Genomic DNA, 17269 nt, shown 5'->3' with positions numbered 1-17269 from the left:
TAAAATCCTGTACGGATAATAGCTTTATTGTATGTGTTACTCAGTAGCAACTGTATAACTATTATCCTGTAGCAGGATAAATAAAGTTTTTATCAACTTAAATTTTCTATCAATTTAATCTTCAATATGCAAAGATTTTATCATCCACAGTGACTGAGTTTGATAGCCCAAATGATGATAAAGATTTAATGCTGCTGTATTTGCCGGGAAAACCTGTAAGCCAATTTGGCGATCGCCCCGTTCTCTTGCCCAGTTTTGGGCGTGTTCCATTAAAGCAGTACCTATACCACGTCGACGATGTTGGGGCGCAACATAAACCAAAAAGATATGAGCATGACGATTTCCGGAAACTTGATCGACAGCATTTCCAATCCATAAACATCCTACTGGAGAAGACAAAGAAATGGAGGAGTACTCTTTTCTATTTGTGTTATTTCCCGTTTCTCCAATAAAATCAACCCACCATAAAGGTGTTTGTGGCGATAAATACTGTTCGACTGTTTGCACTAGATGAGAAAAGTCTTGCTGGGGAAACATATCTTGATAAGTTAGCCGCATAAACTTAACCAACAGCGCTCGATCCAAGGTGGAACCAGAACGAATTTGGTACCCAGATAAAATTTGTTTTGTCATCTATCATTTGTTATATTTCATCTGTCATTTGTCATTTATCCACTGACTGATGACCAATAACTAGTGATAAATTTAAATGTTAATTTACTTCGCTATTGTTTGCAGTTAGTTTGTTTACAGCTTAGGAGCATAAAAAGCAAGAGATTGTTCCTGCAAGAAAAATCCAATTTCTCCGTCAGTTTCAATAGGTGCTGGTGCAGCCATATCTGAAGGTAAGAAGATTCGAGCACTAACTGCAACCAGAGCGAAAACAAATATCAGCACTACTAGTAAGGGAGCAATGTACTGACGAAATATAGACATATGAATTTAAAAACTAAGATACCCTACCGTAACATGATACCTAAAGTTTTGTTAAAAGAGGGATTAGGGATTGCGTTAGCGGAAGCGTGGCATTAGCCATAAGCACTGCGTGCCGCCGCCGCAAGCGGCAATGGGGATTGGGGATTAACGTTAGCGCCTAGCGTAAGCGTACCGGATCCGCAAGGTAGCGCAGCTATAGGTATTGCGTGGCGTTAGCCATATAGGGATTAGAGATTAGGGATTATTAACTCATTACTTATTACTTATTACTTATTACTTATTACTTATTACTTATCACTTATTATTTTTCCAGTCACCAATACCCAGTCGCCAGTCCCTAGTCGCCAGTCCCTAATCCCCAATCCCCAACCTAATCCCAACCGGCTTGTTCGCGTTTGAAGTGAGATAAAGCTTTTTCCCAATAAAAATTTTCCGGCATGTCGGGGTCATATTCTTGTTTGACTTGATTGAATCGACGTTCTGCTTCTTCAACGTCACCATCTAACATCTCAATCAGTCTGGTTCTGTAATGACTGTCACGCATGGGCTTTTCTCTTTCAATTCCTCTCTCTTGCTGTAATTTCAACGATTTACCCTGCTTCATTTCCCAAAATAAAAGATAATAAATCGTCCCAAAAATCACAATTAGGCTGAATGTTCCTAAAGAAGTAACCAAATTCAGTTGCATGTATCCTAAAATCAACTGAGAGAGGACATATCCTAATAAAACACCGGTAAATGAAAGGATAACAGTGGAAATAAAAGTAGTAGTTTTCTTAACCATAAATAATTTTACTTATTATTAAATTCTGCTCTTGTGACTTTTATAGAACTCCTTACAAATAAATAAAATAGACATGAATACCAATTTAATTATGTTCGATTTACTATTGGAATGAGTGAATTAATTTCGGAACAAAAGATAGTTCCTAATTGTTCAATCTAAACAATCTCCAGTTTTAAGAAAAAGCAACAGAGGAGAATATTAGATATACTTTATTTTTCTACAAATGCTATAGCAACATAACTCACCAACTTACATCCATTTTTTATTAGAACTTATACAGTCTTGGATGGAATAATAATATTTATGGTTAATTCCAAGTTACATAATGGGGTTTTTTAATTCTGTCAACTTTGCTTTAAACAGAAAAAATTACTTGGTTTGTATTAATCTTAAAATTTTCATAAAAGTAAACATTATCCTAGTTTTTTTGAATACTAAGGCATATTAGCCCAAGTCGCTTGTCAGTTGTAGTGTGCTAAATATCCTTCATGTGTATCGAACGCAATATTGACAAATAGTACAGGTCATCTGTACTTTTTTGTTGTGTCGACTTAAATCTCGATAGCATTGGTTGAAAAGAGTTTCAAATAGAAGTGTTGAGCTTAGTAGAAGTGTTGAGCGCGTGCGTACAACATATAGAGATGATGGAGTTTGAAAAGAAGTAATACTCTCTTATATAGTTGAATCAATTCGTTGTAGCACATTGCAATAAGGACAGTCATCAGTATCGGTGACTGATAGAGCGTAGCGTTAATCGTTAGTACTGCATGGTAATGGGGATTGGAAAATTATATGATAACTGTTAACTGACAACTGATATCTGATGTCCTTTAATTTCTACGTTCTTTTCTGCTAAACATTTTTCCCAACCTTTACGGGTACCTATTTCACTTTTTTGTTCTAGAAGTCCTAGTTCAACTTCTTTTTTAGTTAGTTCGGCAAATTCTTCGTAACTTGGATAATTTGGAGTGACAAAGGTTTCTTTTCGATGCAAAATTGGTGGGTTGCTCCTTGTTGAATAATCGCTGCGAGTTACTTTAAATGTTTGTAAGTGAATACTGATACTTGCTTTTAAGGCTGGATGGGGATCTGTGTCAAAATCTGGATAAAATAGGTAAGATATTCGCGGTTCATCAATGCAAAGTTTAATTAGAGTTGCACCTTCTGCACGTCCAAAGTTACGACTTGCACAACCCTCATAAATTCGCAGGATGGGATCTAGTTCCCCAAGTGCAGAAAAATGAACATAAAGAGCACCGCGAGTACATTTACCGATTTTACTTTTTTTGCAGGCAGCTTTTAATACTTCTGTTTGTCCTAAACTAAATAGTTTGCGATCGCCGACTTCACAAGCATCTTGATAAGTTCCAAAAAATGCTTTGATGTCATGACGAATTTCTGAAGGTAACTCATTAAATTTCGGACGCTTTTCAAACTGGGTAAGTGCGAGATAAACTTGAATATCTAAAGAACGACGATAAGCGATCGCATCCCATTCTGCTTCGTCGGTTGCTTGTAAAATTAATTTGAATGCTTTACGAAAGCTACCGATTTCTAATAAAATTTTTTCTTCATCTTGCGGTGCTAATTCTTCTTTAACTGGCAATCTACCCCGTTTAGTATAAAATTTCATTAATGGTGCTAGTAATTCTTGATAATCTTCAAATTTTTTACCAGCAATTCTAATTCTTGGGGCGATCGCACCGGAACGAAACCACTCCAGACGAAAGCTTTCTTTTTGATTATCGTCTCGGAATACAAAATAAATTCCTAATCCAACTGGTATTGCATCAACCCTGAGAACTTGATCAATAAATTTTTTCAGTTCTTCCTGGTCATAATATTTCTGAAAAGTGTTGCGAGATGTGACAATACCATCACCGTAAGGAAGTTGAGTTTTGCTATTGGGAGCATTAACTAAAACTTGTGCAGAAACAATTAAAACTTTATTAGTTAATTCCCAAGCTTTTAATAAAGCTTCACAACGTTCTTCAGGATTTTCAATAACGTTTAAAACATATCCTAAATTAACAATATCAGAATTAACCCGGCGTTTCTTAGGGTCGTAATAAGGATCCCAGCCTTTACTTTTATAACCTAAATGTTTCAGTCGCTTTATATCACCACCATGTCCGCATCCATAATCAAAAAAACTTGTTTCTTGGGTAAGAATTTCTAATTCAATTGCTAGCTTGACTGGACGAGATATATCATTACGGTGAATAGCAGCTTTGTGACGTTCAATTACAGTAGCTTCTGACATAAGCTCAGACAATTTGTAGAGACACCAATTTAATCGTACTTATTGGTAATTGGTAATTGGTAATTGGTAATTGGTAATTGATAATTGGTAATTGGTAATTGGTAATTGGTAATTAGTATCTGTTCATAAAAGAATCTCCCCTTATTCCATTACTAATTACTGTGCACAATACCTGTGGCTGCGCTACCTACGGAACCCCTATCTACGGATCGGATCTGTCCGGTATGCTTACGCTAGGTACACGCCCCGCAATATTTCGGTTACGCTTATCGCTAGCTGCTAACATTACTCATTACTTATTACTTATTACTCATTACCCATTACCCATTACCCATTACCTATTACCGATTACCCATTTTTCAATTTTTGGTGGCTAATTCAATCAAATCTTCAATTTTCTTGATATTTGGGTCGCCTGATAAGTAACTGATACCGCGATGTAGGTGAAGACGAAGTTGGGTTGCGAGGGTTTCTTTATCGATAGTTAAACCATCGTTATAGCAGCGTTGTTTGAGAGCTAGCAGCAGCATTTCAGAGATTTCCCCACCAAATACACGCCATGTCATTTCAACATTACTATCTTGGGGAATTGCTATGGGTGAGGGTGGGGTTGGTTCTGCGAGAGAGCGACATAAAGCCCATCTACATAAAATATTCCATTGATCGATTTTGGTTAGACGTTTGAGTTTGATCAGTTGGTCTTTAGCTGTTTGGGAAAGACGAATGCGTTCTATTGGGGTTTCCATGGGGATTGGTAATTGGTAATGGGTAATTGGGGATTGGGAATTATGAGTTGAGAAAGTAAATTTGGAAATTGGGAATGGGAAGACCTGATTTTGAGAAATTAGAAGTATATAAGTTAGCAGAAAATTTGGCTAATGAAATTTGGGAAATAGTTATATTTTGGGATTATTTTTCTAAAAACACTATTGGTAAGCAAGTGGTGCGTGCTGCAGATAGCATTGGGGCTAATATAGCAGAAGGTAGAGGACGTTATAACTTTCAAGACAATAAACGTTTTATAAAAATAGCTAGAGGTTCTCTAAATGAGACAATTCATTGGATGAGATTAGCTTATAAACGTAAATTATTAACAGGTGAACAAGTAAATATTCTCAAATCAATTATCGATGAATTATCCCCAAAACTAAATGCTTACTTAAACTCAATCGGTAATCAAACTAATTCATAAGCAATTACCCATTATCAATTACCAATTACCAATTACCAATTACCCATCACCAAAAATACCCCTCTTTTACTGTTGTTTGACGTGATTTTGGATCGTATTTGAGAAGATATTCATGGGCGATCGCTTCGTTTTGACGCAGGGTTTTGATTTCTTTTTCGCCGATTTCGGTGTCGGTAGAAAGTAATATTACTTGGTGGGAAGCTGAAGGAAAGTATCTTTCAACTAAGTTAGTGCGGTGAGAAGAATCTAAACGTCCAAGGGGAGTGTCGATCGCGACTGGTAAGCTACGTCCAGATACGCGAGCTAATCCCCATAAAAATGCGATCGCTAGTAGTTGTTTTTCTCCTGCTGAAAGGCGATGCTTGGGTACGGGTTTTCCCTGTAGATTATAGAGGGAAAGGCTGAAAGTATTGGTGTCTATGGCGATGCGGTGTACAAGGTCTGATTTATGGAGCAGGTAACGAAAACATTCTGTAACTTCAATTTCGAGTTTATTGAGTTTGCGTAATGTAAGTTTTTCGCGGAAAATTTTCAGGGTTTCTTGGACTTTTGCTGATGCAGCGATGATATGTTCTCGATTTCGGCGATCAATGTTTTCGACGCTGTATTCCTGTAAGTTTTTTTTGGTTTTATTGATGCTATCTGCTAGTTCTGTGAGTCGATGATTTGTTGTTTCGATTTTGGCTTTGAGTTGAGCAACTTTATCTTGTGACTCCTGGAGTGTTGTCACTAATTTTTTATATTCTTCGGGTTCTGCTGCTCTTTGGATTTGTCTTTCAAGGTTGATAATTTCTTCTTCTTTATTTTTTAGACTAGTAAGTTGTTGTTTAGCCAGTTTTTCTGAGTTTTGTAAATAGTAAAGAATATTTCCCAGTTGACTCAAGGTTTCAGCGTCTGCTAATAACCAAGATGCTTGTCCTTGTAAAAAACTGGAATTTAGTGTGTCAACATCTTGTTCGAGAAATTTTTTGATTTCGTCGATTTTAGTTGCTAAAACTTCTTGTTGATTAATCCAAGTAAGTAAACGTTTATCTCGTTCTTCTAAAATTTCTCTCGCCATTTGGGCTTGTTGGATTTTTACTTCTTTTTCGCCCTGTCTCTGTGCTTGTGTTAATAAGTCTTCAACTAATGTTAGTGGTAAAGCACTCGCTGCTAGTTCGGACATTGATTCGCGAGAATTTTCCAATTCATCAACTTTTGCTACTTTTTGTTTTTCTAGCCGATCACGTTCGCCAGCAATCTTACCACCATCGGAAACAAATTTATCAAATGCCGATTGCTGATTTTTTTCTGCTATTTTTAATTCATCTTGTAGAGACACGCCATGGCTCGTCTCTACGTCATATTCTGTTTGTAACTGTTGCAATTGTGCTTCGATTTCTTCGAGGTTTGCTAAATCTTTTGTATCTGCTAACTCTTTACGCTTGCGGTTAACCAATATATCAATATCAATTGCTAAACGTTCGGCTAATTCTAAACCTAATAATGCTCGAATTGCTTCAGTTACAGTTGCAGGAGGAACATCCTGTTCTGCTAATTCTTTAACTTGTTCGCCATCAAATAAAAATAAATTAGAAATACCTAATGGTAAAAGATTTTCTATATATTCATCCCAAATATTAGCTAAAGAATCAATACCCCAAGTTTTATCTTCTTCGCCAAAAATCCCCAAACTATCTTTACCATCTTTTGGTTGTTTAGACCAATTTCTAACTATTCTATATTTAACAGGTTGGTTATTTTCAATATGTTCAAAAGCTAATTCAATTTGAGTTTTCTCAAAAGGTTGGGCGTGACTATTAACGCATTGAGAAAGAAAATCACTATAACTTAAATTACCGCGAGTAGAACATTGGGCGCGATGACCGTAAAGTGCGAGACGAATAGCATCCATTAAGGTGGTTTTTCCCCCACCATTCATTCCACCCAATAATACTATCGGACGTAAATTTTCATCGTCAGTTTTAGGATCGAGATTAATAACTTGTTCGCCAGAATATGGTCCGAAGTTTTTTAAGACAAGTTCGAGGAATTTCATTTGCTTGGGGATTGGGGATTAGCGACTAGGGATTGGGGATTAGTAACTCATTACTCATTACTCATTACTCATTACTCATTACTCATTACTCATTACTCATTACTTCTTACTTTTTTTCTTAAACTTCATACTCGCCCAATCCGGAACTTTACTTTCACTTTCCTCTTGTTCTACTGCGTCTCCCAAGGTTAGTTGTTTGACTTTCGCGACATCTCCTTTATCAACAGCATCTTTTAAATCTCTTTTGAAATGAGCATTTTTTATTGCTTCTTCTGGAGTCCGAGAACTACTTCTAAAACAACCTTCTAATGCTTCATAAATTCCCACGCGACGAGATTTTTTACGATATTGACGTTCTGTATCTAATAATTTTGCCATTAATTCTAAATGCATTCCGTCGCCATCACAAATTTCCTCCAATACCGCCCATTCATCACTACCTAGTAAACTATAGTCAGCACCGGGTCGGGGATCGATAAATTCTTCTCCAGTCACTTCTTGATAAATCCTGGGTACACTATCATCAAACTCATGTCTTTCTTCGAGCCAAATCCGGCGAATTTCACTCAATTCTTCTGTGGTAATTATAGTAATATCGCGCATATTTTCCGGCGCGGTACTACGCAATTGTTTTTGCATAGTGAGGAGTTTTCTTAACCAATCTTCCCTAGCTTCTTTAAGGTAAGGACCGGGAATTGGCTCGACGGAAATGTCACCTTCTATGTTACGTTCGTACAGTTGAACGTCTCCGCTTCTACGGCGAAAATCTCTTCTTTTACGACCTTCTTCAATATCTAATTCTTTACGGAAATCTAGTAGGGGTTGTAACCATTCTTTCTCTTCGTCATTTTGAATCATCGCCGATAATGATTTATCCTGACTCACTAAGGTACAAACCCAACAACCAAACCGAGAACTACCACAACTCGGAGTTGATGTATCTACCACCAGAGGACATTCATTATCTGCGCTCGCACCTCTATACATGCTAAATAAGTCTTTGTTACTGTATCCCCAAGGGTTTTCCCATTGCATGAGGTACAGCCAAACTTCGTCGTTGCGCCAATCTTCAACTGGGCTATAAACTAAAGAATTCGGTAAATTCATGTTGGGACTGAGACGCTCGCGGACTCGTTTTTCTTCCCATTTTTTCATTCTGTTCGCACGCTTCGCACTTTCAGCTTTACGAATTCCCAAAACCAAAATTGCTTCACCATTAGTACGAATCACATCGCGAATAAACCGATTTGAGGGACTAATTTTCAGACGTTCGGTACACCAGCGAAATTTTCCTCGGGGTGCTGGGTAACCTTTACCAATTAAACCCACCCAAAATGTGTCTTTTGTTTCTGGTTGCAGTAAATGAGGTTCAAAAGGTAGTTGTTTTTCCTTAACTGCTACCTTCATTTGCTTGAGGGAATTCTTGACCCATTGGGAAACGTAGGGATTTTCCACTAGAGTATCTGTGGTAATTACATGTATCGTTTTGGTACGCTTTTCCGGTGGAAGTTGCGCGATCGCATTCCAAACTAGTTGTAAGGTCGCGGTACTATCTTTACCACCAGAATATCCAATTACCCAAGGAACCTCATCTAAGCAATATAACTCTTGGATTTCTGTGGTGAGACTCTGGATGTCTTCTACTAAATCTGCGACAGTCCGCTGACTTTGACTTTTTTTCTCTTTTTGTTGGGTTGTTGTCATTGGTCTGTCCTGGGTTTAGCTACTTTTGTAAGATTGGACAAGTTAAGGTTAAACAAATTTAATTTGGAAAGTTTAAGCTAGAAAGTTGAACTTAAAAAAGTTAAGTCTGAAAATTTAAGTTAAAAAAATTTAAAAGTACATTAGCGTAGGTTAAGTTTCTAAAACTTTTACGCTGTTAGGAAACAAATAGTAATTTTTTATCTTCTCAAATCCTCCTCAAAAAAGAGGATTTCTTACTTAAGCTTTGCTCCAGTTAAAATGCAACTTCGCAAATTCAAGCCGGGAGTTCTTGTTTTGTAGCAAAGAACATATTATTTGGGACATTATATTTTGCTTTCAAGGGAACGAGAAAAAGAAAAATGTCCTAATAATTATGAAGATTGCTATAATCCACCAAGTTACACTAATGAAGGAAAATAAATATCCATAATAAGGATTCTCTAGTCACCCCTCAAATAATTGATTGGGAATTTATCTGAATAAGGGCAAAACTAGTATTACATAAATTAAGGTTTTTAAAAACTTAATTTATAATGTCTCAATTTTCTATATATTTAATCTGTGTCAGGATTTTAACTTCAAGATATTAATATGATAGCTAGTGCATCCGATCCCATCGCCGATATTTTTAGCCAGTATGATGATGCGGAGGAACGTAACCAAAAATTACTAATTTCTCTATTTAATGAGTATATTTCCGGAGAAGAACAACTAATAGTTCAAAAAACTCAGATGGGTGGTACTGAGGCTTATGTAGGTTCTGTCACATTGGAATGGCTCGCAAATCGGGTTGATTTCGCTTCCCATTTACCCTTGCTGCGACATAAGTATAATCCCGCAACAGATAATATCGAAATTGACGCTGATAGTATTGATGAGATTCAACAGCGTCCCCTTGATTGGTCGCGTCAAGCACCTCTAGTACAGTATTTAGCATCCCGAAAACATCATAAGTTCCCCCCGGTTTTAGTCGTTATCAACCAACCTTGGGTAGATAATCCTAAAGCTAAACAATGGAATAAAAAGAAATGCGCCAAAAAATCTACCACCCAATTCACACCCCTAGGTAAAGATGGTAATTTTGGCTTGCTTAATGTTTCCGAAGATGACGTTACTATCTATGCTTTGGATGGTCAACATCGATTGATGGGAGTACAGGGTTTGATGAAGTTACTGAAAACCCAAAAACTCGAACGCTACAAAAAAGATAAATCTCCCTACGGAAGTGCGATCGCAATCGACGATCTAATCGAACAGTATCAGATATCTCCGGCTTATTTAAGAAAATTACCCAAGGAAAAGATTGGAATCGAGTTTATTTCAGCGGTTGCGACAGGGGAAACCCGCGAAGAAGCAAGAAGACGAGTAAGGTCAACATTTGTTCATGTTAATTTGATGGCTGCACCTTTAAGTAAAGGACAGCTAGCACAGTTAAATGAAGATGATGGATTTTCTATTGTTGCGAGAAAGATTGCTGTAAGTCATCCGCTTTTGGAGCAAAAGGAAGATAGAAAACCCCGAGTAAATTGGAATAGTGCTACAGTAGCAGCAAAATCTACAGTTTTAACCACCTTACAAGCACTCAAAGAGATGTCCGAAAAATATTTAGGACATAAATATCCCCAATGGAAACCTTCAGATAAAGGTTTAATTCCCCTAAGACCGGAAGATGAGGAATTAGAGGAAGGGATTCAACATTTTCATGAATTTTTCGATAATTTAGCGAGTTTATCTAGTTACAGATTGCTGGAATATGAACAGACACCGAGTTTGCGACGCTTTAGTTTTGAAAAGGATGGTGGTGGTGAAGGAAATCTGCTTTTCCGTCCTGTGGGTCAAGTTGCTTTAGCACAAGCTTTGGGAACATTGGTATTCAAAAAAGGGTTTTCCTTAGAAAATGTTTTCAAGAAATTGACTAAGTTTGACCGGGAAGGGGGTTTTAGCGGGATGGAATACCCTAAATCTCTATGGTACGGAGTTTTGTATGATCCGAATCGAAAACGGGTATTAGTTGCTGGACGGGAACTCGCAGCGAAGTTACTGATATATATTCTGGGTGGGACTCAAGATACTCAAGAACGCGCTCAATTGCGGAAGAGTTTAGCTCGCGCTCGGACTTTTGAAAATAAAACTGTGGATTTTGAAGGGAATTTTGTGGAACCGAAGAAGGTCGGACTTCCAAATATATTGTAGGGAAAAGGGAACGGCGAATAGAAAGTGTTTTACACGACCATCCACTATCGGAGGTAGAGACGTAGTATTACTGCGTCTCCAAAGGGGTTTGGGGTTTCGCATATTATCTTGCAATGAACGATAAATGATGCTGTAATAATTACCATTTGTTATAGCAAATAGCGTCCATATCCGTCAGAGAATAAATTAAATCCCAAAAATTCGAATCCTAAAAATTTGAATCCTAAAAATTTAAATCCTAATAATCTAAATCCTAAAAATGATTTCTACAATTAACTTATACAGAGTTTTAACCCAGAGAATTTTAACCGCTACAGGGATAGCTATTCTCACCTCTTCAATCTCTTTCAATGATGTAAAAGCTCAATCTTTACCACAGAGAGAAAGTTTCTCCATCGCTCAAGCTTCTAGAGGAATAAGAGGAATAGAACGAAAAATACCCCTTTCAGAAGTACCAATAACTGTTATTACTTCTGTCAAAACTGTTACTGGGGCTGAAGCAACAGAAGCAGGAGTGGAAATGAGATCGGACGGTTCTATGGTCTATGAAATATATGGTCAAAACCAACAAGGTTTTCAATTTGTTGTAGATGCGACTCCTAATGGAACAATTGTTGAAGTTGACGAAGAAGTAGACAGCAGTGCTGTTCCTGAAAATATCATGAAAGCATTCAGGCGATGGGTACCAAATGCGAAAATTGTCAGCAGCTGGCGAAGTACGCGTATAGGTGCATTATTTTATGAATTTGTCATTGATGATGATTTCTGGATTGAAATTCCTGCTGAAGCTGATCGAGTAATTATCCACAAATTTAAACGTTCCTAGTCAGTGGGAAAATTCAGTTCTTCAAAACATATTCATGAAAACCTTTACAACCGTTAATCAGCAAATTGCTGTAATAGCATTGACTGCGATCGCTACAATTATTTCTCATACCAATCCTGTCTTTGCTCAATTACTTAGGGGTGCGGGTGCTTCTTTTCCTCAACCCCTCTACGAGCGCTATCAAGTGGAATATGAGCGAGACACAGGTAAAAGATTTAAATATACAGATATTGGTAGTGGGGCTGGGATTCGGTTATTTGCTAACGAATCTGTAGACTTTGGATCTACCACCTTAATTCCTACCCCAATTGAGCAAAATCAAATGGAAAACGGTTTGTTAATGGTACCGACTGCGGGAGGTGCATTAGCTATTGTTTATAATCTCAAAGATGTAACTGCTAATGTTAAATTATCTCGCGATACATTAGCAAAAATCTTCACAGGTAAAATTTCTAACTGGCAACAAGTTAATTCCCGTTTTCCTAACAGAGATATTCAAGTTATAGTTCGCTCAAATAGTAGTGGTACATCTTTTATTTTAAGCAAATACTTAGAACAAATTACTAATGGCAAAATAGTTGCTAGTAGAAAACCAAATTGGGGATTTGAAGTCTTTTCTGGTCATACTCAAGATAGTGGAGTAGCAGGAGAAGTCAGGCGTATTGATGGTGCTATTGGTTACGTACAGGCAGGTGTTGCTCAAAGAAATAATTTATCCGTAGCTAGAATTGAAAATCAAGCTGGACGTTACGTTAAACCGACTTTAGAAGAGACCAAGAAAGCGTTAGCTAATGTCAAATTTAAGGAAGATTTTACCGCTGAAAATATTAATAATCCGGGGGATGGTTATCCTTTAGTTAGTTTGACTTGGTTGCTATTTTATAAAAGGTATCCCAATCGAGATACAGTAACGGAAAGTAAGGAATTATTAACGTGGATTTTAACTAAGGGTCAAAGTTTTAATGAGGAATTGGAGTATACAAAAATTCCTGAAGATGTGACTCAGAAAGTAATTGAGAGTATTAATAATGAGTTAAGGGTTATTCCTTATTAATAGGTAATAGGTAATAGGTAATAGGTAATGGGTAATTGGTAATTGGTAATTGGTAATTGGTAATAAAAAGTTTCCTAAGCCGAAAATTTAGGGCTATTCTCTCTGAGTTATGAACAATAAATATGAGTTATGAACAATAAATAATAAAGAATATGAAAAAAATTACTATATCGAAATATTTTGCTTCAGTAATTCTGGGTTATAGTTTACTAACTTTCTCTCCGGTATTGGCGCAAGAAAAAAATGATAATTATTCTGAAAATGTTTCTGATTTACACTCTTTTTATTTACAAACTCCTAGTTCACAAAATCCTGCATCACAACCTCAAGTAACGAAAACTTCTAATTCCCTTAAACTGATATCGCAAACTCCGAGATATCGCGAACCTCCCAGATTTGATGGAATTATTAATGTTAATGAATTAGAGGATGTTAGCCCCGGAGATTGGGCTTATGAAGCGCTGAGTAGTTTGGTAGAAAAATATCGTTGTATTAGTGGTTCTACTGAAAAAACTTTCAACGGTAATCGAGTAATGACTCGTTATGAGTTTGCAGCAGCTTTAAATGCTTGTTTACTAAGAATTGGACGTTCGATTTACAGTTTAAATAATAGATTTTCAGACCAAGAAGAATTAGCTGTTGTTCAAAGATTACAAACAGAATTTGCAACAGAATTAAAAACTATTACTGCTAAAATCGATAATATAGAAGAAAGAGTTACCTTACTTAAAGAACGTCAGTTTAGCCCTACGACAATTTTACGGGGTACTGTAGATTTTAATTTAATTAGTGCTTTTGGTAATAGTACAGCTGTTGCTCCAGGGGAAAATTCCACAGAAGAATTAGATCAAATCCCCACACTATCAGCACGAAGTACTCTCAGTTTTGATACTAGCTTTACAGGTAAAGATAGATTACAAGCCACTATACAAGGAGGAAATGTAAGTAATTTCGGCGCTGACTTCACTGGTACAGATATGACTCGTCTGATTGGTGCGACTAACACTGGTAACGATGTCACCTTGGGTACAGTATTTTATCAATTTCCCATAGACGAACGTGGGACAATTGCGATCGCACCGACTGCAAATTTCCCCACTCGGATTTTCCCCGCTCTTAATCCTGTCTCCCCAATATCCAATTTTGGTGCTGAAAGCCCGATTTATTCCTTTGCTTTTGGTGCGGGTGCAGTAGCTTACTATCAATTCACTGATGAATTAGCTGCAGGTATCAGTTATTTAAGCACTTCTGGTAGCAATCCAGATGAAGGACTATTTAAGGGTCAATATACTACATTAACTCAAGTAACCTATACCCCATCAGATAAAGTTGGTGTTGCTTTCACCTACGGTCGTTATTATGCGCCAGATCCTGGTTCAACCGTTAACGTCACTGGGACTAAAGGTAGTCAATTTGCTCAATTACCCTTTGGTGGTGATACTGCAACTTCCTCAGATGCTTTTGGTTTGCAATTTACTTACAAATTGAATGATAAGTTGATTTTAGGAGGTTGGGGAAGTTACTTTAAAGCTAATGCTGAGACTTCTCCTAGCGTGAGTGGTTTTAGTGGTTCATCTGGAAGTAATGCAGATATCTGGAGTTGGGCTATTACAGCATCCTTAAAAGATTTGGGTAAGTTGGGTAGTCAATTAAGTTTTGTTTTTGGTATGCCTCCCAAAGTGACTAATAATGATGTTGTAGAACGTCAAGATGAAGATACTTCTCTGCATTTTGAATTATCTTATCGCTACCCACTTACCGACAGAATATTTATTACTCCTGGATTTTTGGCGATTACGAATCCAGAACATAATGCTGATAATGATACCATTTGGGTCGGGTTGATGCGTACTAGTTTTAGTTTTTAGATGTAGAGACGTGATTTTTAGATGCAGAGACGTAGCATGCTACGTCTCTACGAGGATTTCCGGTTACCCATAAAATTTAATTCGCAGGTAAAACATATAAACCTTCTTCAGCATCAGAATCAGGTAAAATCTCTCGACTGCTACTAAGATTTCGACTTTCACATAAAGCTGCAAAAGATTGTAAACTATCCAATCTTGCTGCAAGCTCGCTTAAAGTATCTAAATATTCTGCAATTGCAATTTGACGATGTGTCCATTTTTTATCCCATTGGGAGTTATGGGACATTTCAAACTCTACATCGACATTGGTTTTCTTTCTGCGAATTTGATCGGGAGATAATGCGCGATCGCTCTGACTAATTGCGACAATTCTTTCTACTCTTTCTGGGGTAATATGGTCTTTAAAGTGAGAATTTGAAAAGCGATAAGCGGTTGACAGGTAAGAATTTTCATCCTCGATTAGTTTGCGACCCCACTTGTCTGCAACTTTTTGAAACTTGGGGACTTCTTGAGCGAGTAACTCTTTTGCTTCTTGATTTTGACCAATTTCCAGGAGAAGATTTGCTTGAGTTGCGGTTGCGATCGCCCAACCTTGAATTGCAATATCAGTATTGAGCATTAATTCAGCGTCTAGTTCTGGGGATACCTGTAAAGCTTGATTTGCTAAAAATAAACGTACTCTATCAGCAGTTCTTAAACATTGTCTCGGTGATTCGTTAGGAAAAAGTTTGCGATCGTTGAGTTCAACGTTTAAAGCTACTATTTCTTGAATTATCATTGCTTGCTGAATATGAGAAATAGCTTTAGCAAGACTTTGTTGTTTTTGTCGGTTATCTTCTACCAGTAGATAAAGGTAGGTGAGTTGTCCAGAGATAGTATCTAAACGATTATCAATGTGGTTCAAACCAGCTTGAAGGCTGTTAAATCCTGTATGTAATTGATTTTCTATTCTATTTAAGCCTGCTCCTAGTCTATTAAATCCTACTTCCATAGACTCTTGAAGATGACCTAATTTTTGCTGGACTTGGTGTAATTTATAGCCCATATAAGCAAAACCAGCAATGCTGACACCAAGATTTAAAACACTAGCACCAGCAGCAATTTGAGTTAATCCCATTACTGAAGATAAGCTTTGTTCTATACCAATTAGTTTGTGATATGTTAACCCATGACCAATGATATTAACCCCTTCCATAACAGGTGAAAATGGGACACCCATTAGTCTGTTAGTTAATCCAGGTGTTTCTGCTAAGTGACGTACAATTTGACCAGCGTTTTCCGTACCAGCAGACCAACGAACAACACTTCCATAGCGTGTCATTGAACCATTTGATAAACCTTTGATAATTTCTAGACTATTAATTAAAAGAGTTATATTTATAGGTATTGTCATATATTTTTTCTTTTTTGTTTTTTATTTAGCGATTATAAATTTCAAATTTTGTATAAGCTTCCATCTGCAATCTAGGTGATATATCAAAATTCACAACTAAATTAGATAGTTCACGAAAAGCGTCATATCTATCAAGTTGGTCTATATTCTTGTTAAATCGACATTCTGGTTGCTTTAAATTAATAGAAATTAAGTGAATGTCGTATTCTGATTCTTTTCCTTTTGGAACCGAATAATGAGCTTTTATATTATCTATTTTTTGAGTAAATTCATTCTCATTACCAGAACCGAGCCATAAATATTTTGTCATTTCATAAAGTTCTTCACTGTCATTAACATTGATGTTTTTTTTCGCTCTTAGTGATTCGATAAAATCTGATTGATCGGCATAAATAACTAAAACTAAAAACTGTTTAGTAACTCCTTTAACTTGAGAGTATGGAGAATTACTCACATATTCATATTTGTCGGTTTCTCGATAAAAAGTTGATGGTTGTGATTGTGATGGTTGCGACGGTTCTTTTTTGTGATTAATTAAATAAATCTGATAACCGACTGCTATAATTATGAAAGCTATAATTGTAATGATTGTCATTTTTTCATTCTTAATATTTTTGTATCCGCTCAGTAAGTCGGGGTAAGAAGAAAAAAGAAGAAGGAACAAAAGTAGAGCATGTGTCGTAGAATATGACCCATGACGCAAAAACCATCATCAGAGAAATTAGTATCGGCATTACTGCAATCCATTGACCCAGGACAGATTGCAGACTCCCAGGTGCGTCAAACAGTAGAAGTACTGCTCAACCTCATAGAGCAACTAAATTCAAAGATCAAAGAATTAGAAGAAGAAAATCAAAAATTACGGGATGAAAATAACCGTCTCAAAGGAGAACAAGGTAAACCAGAGATCAAAGCAAATGTAAAGAAGGGGTTTGAAAAAGACCACTCATCAGAGAAAGAGCGAACAATCCCGAAAGAACACAGTAAAAAAAGTAAAAATGAGACAATAAAAATA

At 36.8% G+C, this 17269-nt stretch carries 15 protein-coding genes; 6 read left to right on the top strand and 9 right to left on the bottom strand.

The features are described from left to right. Positions 1 to 114: 114 nt before the first annotated feature. The 5 genes from BC008_RS16720 to dndE all read right to left on the bottom strand — a co-directional run bounded on the left by BC008_RS16720 (position 115) and on the right by dndE (position 4732). On the bottom strand, positions 115 to 633 hold the full coding sequence (locus tag BC008_RS16720; protein WP_058183700.1) for a GNAT family N-acetyltransferase: 519 nt from the start codon (positions 631 to 633) through the stop codon (positions 115 to 117). Between the two features lie 114 nt (positions 634 to 747). Then, complete coding sequence (locus tag BC008_RS16715; RefSeq protein ID WP_058183699.1) at positions 748 to 936, bottom strand: hypothetical protein; 189 nt, start codon at positions 934 to 936, stop codon at positions 748 to 750. 370 nt (positions 937 to 1306) lie between these two features. Beyond that, complete coding sequence (locus tag BC008_RS16710; RefSeq protein WP_027845602.1) at positions 1307 to 1720, bottom strand: hypothetical protein; 414 nt, start codon at positions 1718 to 1720, stop codon at positions 1307 to 1309. A gap of 805 nt (positions 1721 to 2525) precedes the next feature. Further along, entirely contained in the window at positions 2526 to 3986 is a 1461-nt protein-coding gene (locus tag BC008_RS16705; RefSeq protein WP_027845603.1) for a DNA phosphorothioation-associated putative methyltransferase, read from the bottom strand. 359 nt (positions 3987 to 4345) lie between these two features. Beyond that, positions 4346 to 4732 (bottom strand): DNA sulfur modification protein DndE, encoded by a 387-nt coding sequence (gene dndE / locus BC008_RS16700; RefSeq protein ID WP_058183698.1) that lies wholly within the window; start codon positions 4730 to 4732, stop codon positions 4346 to 4348. A 74-nt stretch (positions 4733 to 4806) separates the two neighbouring features. Here dndE and BC008_RS16695 point away from each other — a divergent pair, with 74 nt between their 5' ends. Then, positions 4807 to 5178 (top strand): four helix bundle protein, encoded by a 372-nt coding sequence (locus BC008_RS16695; RefSeq protein ID WP_058183697.1) that lies wholly within the window; start codon positions 4807 to 4809, stop codon positions 5176 to 5178. A gap of 46 nt (positions 5179 to 5224) precedes the next feature. Here BC008_RS16695 and dndD read toward each other — a convergent pair whose 3' ends face one another. Together dndD and dndC are read right to left on the bottom strand one after the other, a co-directional pair. Continuing rightward, the gene (dndD, locus tag BC008_RS16690; RefSeq protein WP_027845914.1) at positions 5225 to 7216 is read right to left on the bottom strand and encodes a DNA sulfur modification protein DndD; all 1992 of its coding nucleotides are present in this window, start codon (positions 7214 to 7216) and stop codon (positions 5225 to 5227) included. 99 nt (positions 7217 to 7315) lie between these two features. Beyond that, complete coding sequence (dndC, locus tag BC008_RS16685; RefSeq protein ID WP_027845913.1) at positions 7316 to 8920, bottom strand: DNA phosphorothioation system sulfurtransferase DndC; 1605 nt, start codon at positions 8918 to 8920, stop codon at positions 7316 to 7318. Positions 8921 to 9511: 591 nt separating this feature from the next. On the opposite strand from dndC, the gene BC008_RS16680 reads away from it, so the two are divergent. From BC008_RS16680 to BC008_RS16665, 4 genes are all read left to right on the top strand, one after another. After that, the gene (locus BC008_RS16680; RefSeq protein WP_027845912.1) at positions 9512 to 11113 is read left to right on the top strand and encodes a DGQHR domain-containing protein; all 1602 of its coding nucleotides are present in this window, start codon (positions 9512 to 9514) and stop codon (positions 11111 to 11113) included. 259 nt (positions 11114 to 11372) lie between these two features. After that, a complete protein-coding gene (locus BC008_RS16675; RefSeq protein ID WP_058183696.1) occupies positions 11373 to 11939 on the top strand; it encodes a hypothetical protein in 567 nt (188 codons plus the stop codon). A gap of 34 nt (positions 11940 to 11973) precedes the next feature. Continuing rightward, positions 11974 to 12993, top strand: coding sequence for a phosphate ABC transporter substrate-binding protein PstS (gene pstS, locus BC008_RS16670; protein ID WP_027845910.1), 1020 nt, complete (start codon positions 11974 to 11976; stop codon positions 12991 to 12993). Positions 12994 to 13145: 152 nt separating this feature from the next. Continuing rightward, complete coding sequence (locus tag BC008_RS16665; protein ID WP_027846663.1) at positions 13146 to 14861, top strand: iron uptake porin; 1716 nt, start codon at positions 13146 to 13148, stop codon at positions 14859 to 14861. 76 nt (positions 14862 to 14937) lie between these two features. On the opposite strand, the gene BC008_RS16660 is transcribed toward BC008_RS16665, so the two are convergent. Then, a complete protein-coding gene (locus BC008_RS16660) occupies positions 14938 to 16254 on the bottom strand; it encodes a hypothetical protein (RefSeq protein WP_235595882.1) in 1317 nt (438 codons plus the stop codon). Positions 16255 to 16279: 25 nt separating this feature from the next. Next, on the bottom strand, positions 16280 to 16849 hold the full coding sequence (locus BC008_RS16655) for a hypothetical protein (protein WP_058183695.1): 570 nt from the start codon (positions 16847 to 16849) through the stop codon (positions 16280 to 16282). A 99-nt stretch (positions 16850 to 16948) separates the two neighbouring features. On the opposite strand from BC008_RS16655, the gene BC008_RS16650 reads away from it, so the two are divergent. Beyond that, positions 16949 to 17269 (top strand): hypothetical protein (locus tag BC008_RS16650; RefSeq protein ID WP_456152291.1); only part of this gene is annotated, 321 nt, incomplete at its 3' end.

Origin of the sequence: Mastigocoleus testarum BC008, assembly GCF_001456025.1 — a bacterium.
Taxonomy (GTDB): Bacteria; Cyanobacteriota; Cyanobacteriia; order Cyanobacteriales; family Nostocaceae; genus Mastigocoleus; species Mastigocoleus testarum.
Note: the sequence above shows the minus strand (reverse complement) of the source record. Positions and strands in the feature narration are given on the sequence as shown.

Coding starts and splice junctions, on each gene's coding strand:
- BC008_RS16720 (WP_058183700.1), bottom strand. CDS start 633: ATGACAAAACAAATTTTATCTGGGTACCAAATTCGTTCTGGTTCCACC.
- BC008_RS16715 (WP_058183699.1), bottom strand. CDS start 936: ATGTCTATATTTCGTCAGTACATTGCTCCCTTACTAGTAGTGCTGATA.
- BC008_RS16710 (WP_027845602.1), bottom strand. CDS start 1,720: ATGGTTAAGAAAACTACTACTTTTATTTCCACTGTTATCCTTTCATTT.
- BC008_RS16705 (WP_027845603.1), bottom strand. CDS start 3,986: ATGTCAGAAGCTACTGTAATTGAACGTCACAAAGCTGCTATTCACCGT.
- dndE (WP_058183698.1), bottom strand. CDS start 4,732: ATGGAAACCCCAATAGAACGCATTCGTCTTTCCCAAACAGCTAAAGAC.
- BC008_RS16695 (WP_058183697.1), top strand. CDS start 4,807: ATGGGAAGACCTGATTTTGAGAAATTAGAAGTATATAAGTTAGCAGAA.
- dndD (WP_027845914.1), bottom strand. CDS start 7,216: ATGAAATTCCTCGAACTTGTCTTAAAAAACTTCGGACCATATTCTGGC.
- dndC (WP_027845913.1), bottom strand. CDS start 8,920: ATGACAACAACCCAACAAAAAGAGAAAAAAAGTCAAAGTCAGCGGACT.
- BC008_RS16680 (WP_027845912.1), top strand. CDS start 9,512: ATGATAGCTAGTGCATCCGATCCCATCGCCGATATTTTTAGCCAGTAT.
- BC008_RS16675 (WP_058183696.1), top strand. CDS start 11,373: ATGATTTCTACAATTAACTTATACAGAGTTTTAACCCAGAGAATTTTA.
- pstS (WP_027845910.1), top strand. CDS start 11,974: ATGAAAACCTTTACAACCGTTAATCAGCAAATTGCTGTAATAGCATTG.
- BC008_RS16665 (WP_027846663.1), top strand. CDS start 13,146: ATGAAAAAAATTACTATATCGAAATATTTTGCTTCAGTAATTCTGGGT.
- BC008_RS16660 (WP_235595882.1), bottom strand. CDS start 16,254: ATGACAATACCTATAAATATAACTCTTTTAATTAATAGTCTAGAAATT.
- BC008_RS16655 (WP_058183695.1), bottom strand. CDS start 16,849: ATGACAATCATTACAATTATAGCTTTCATAATTATAGCAGTCGGTTAT.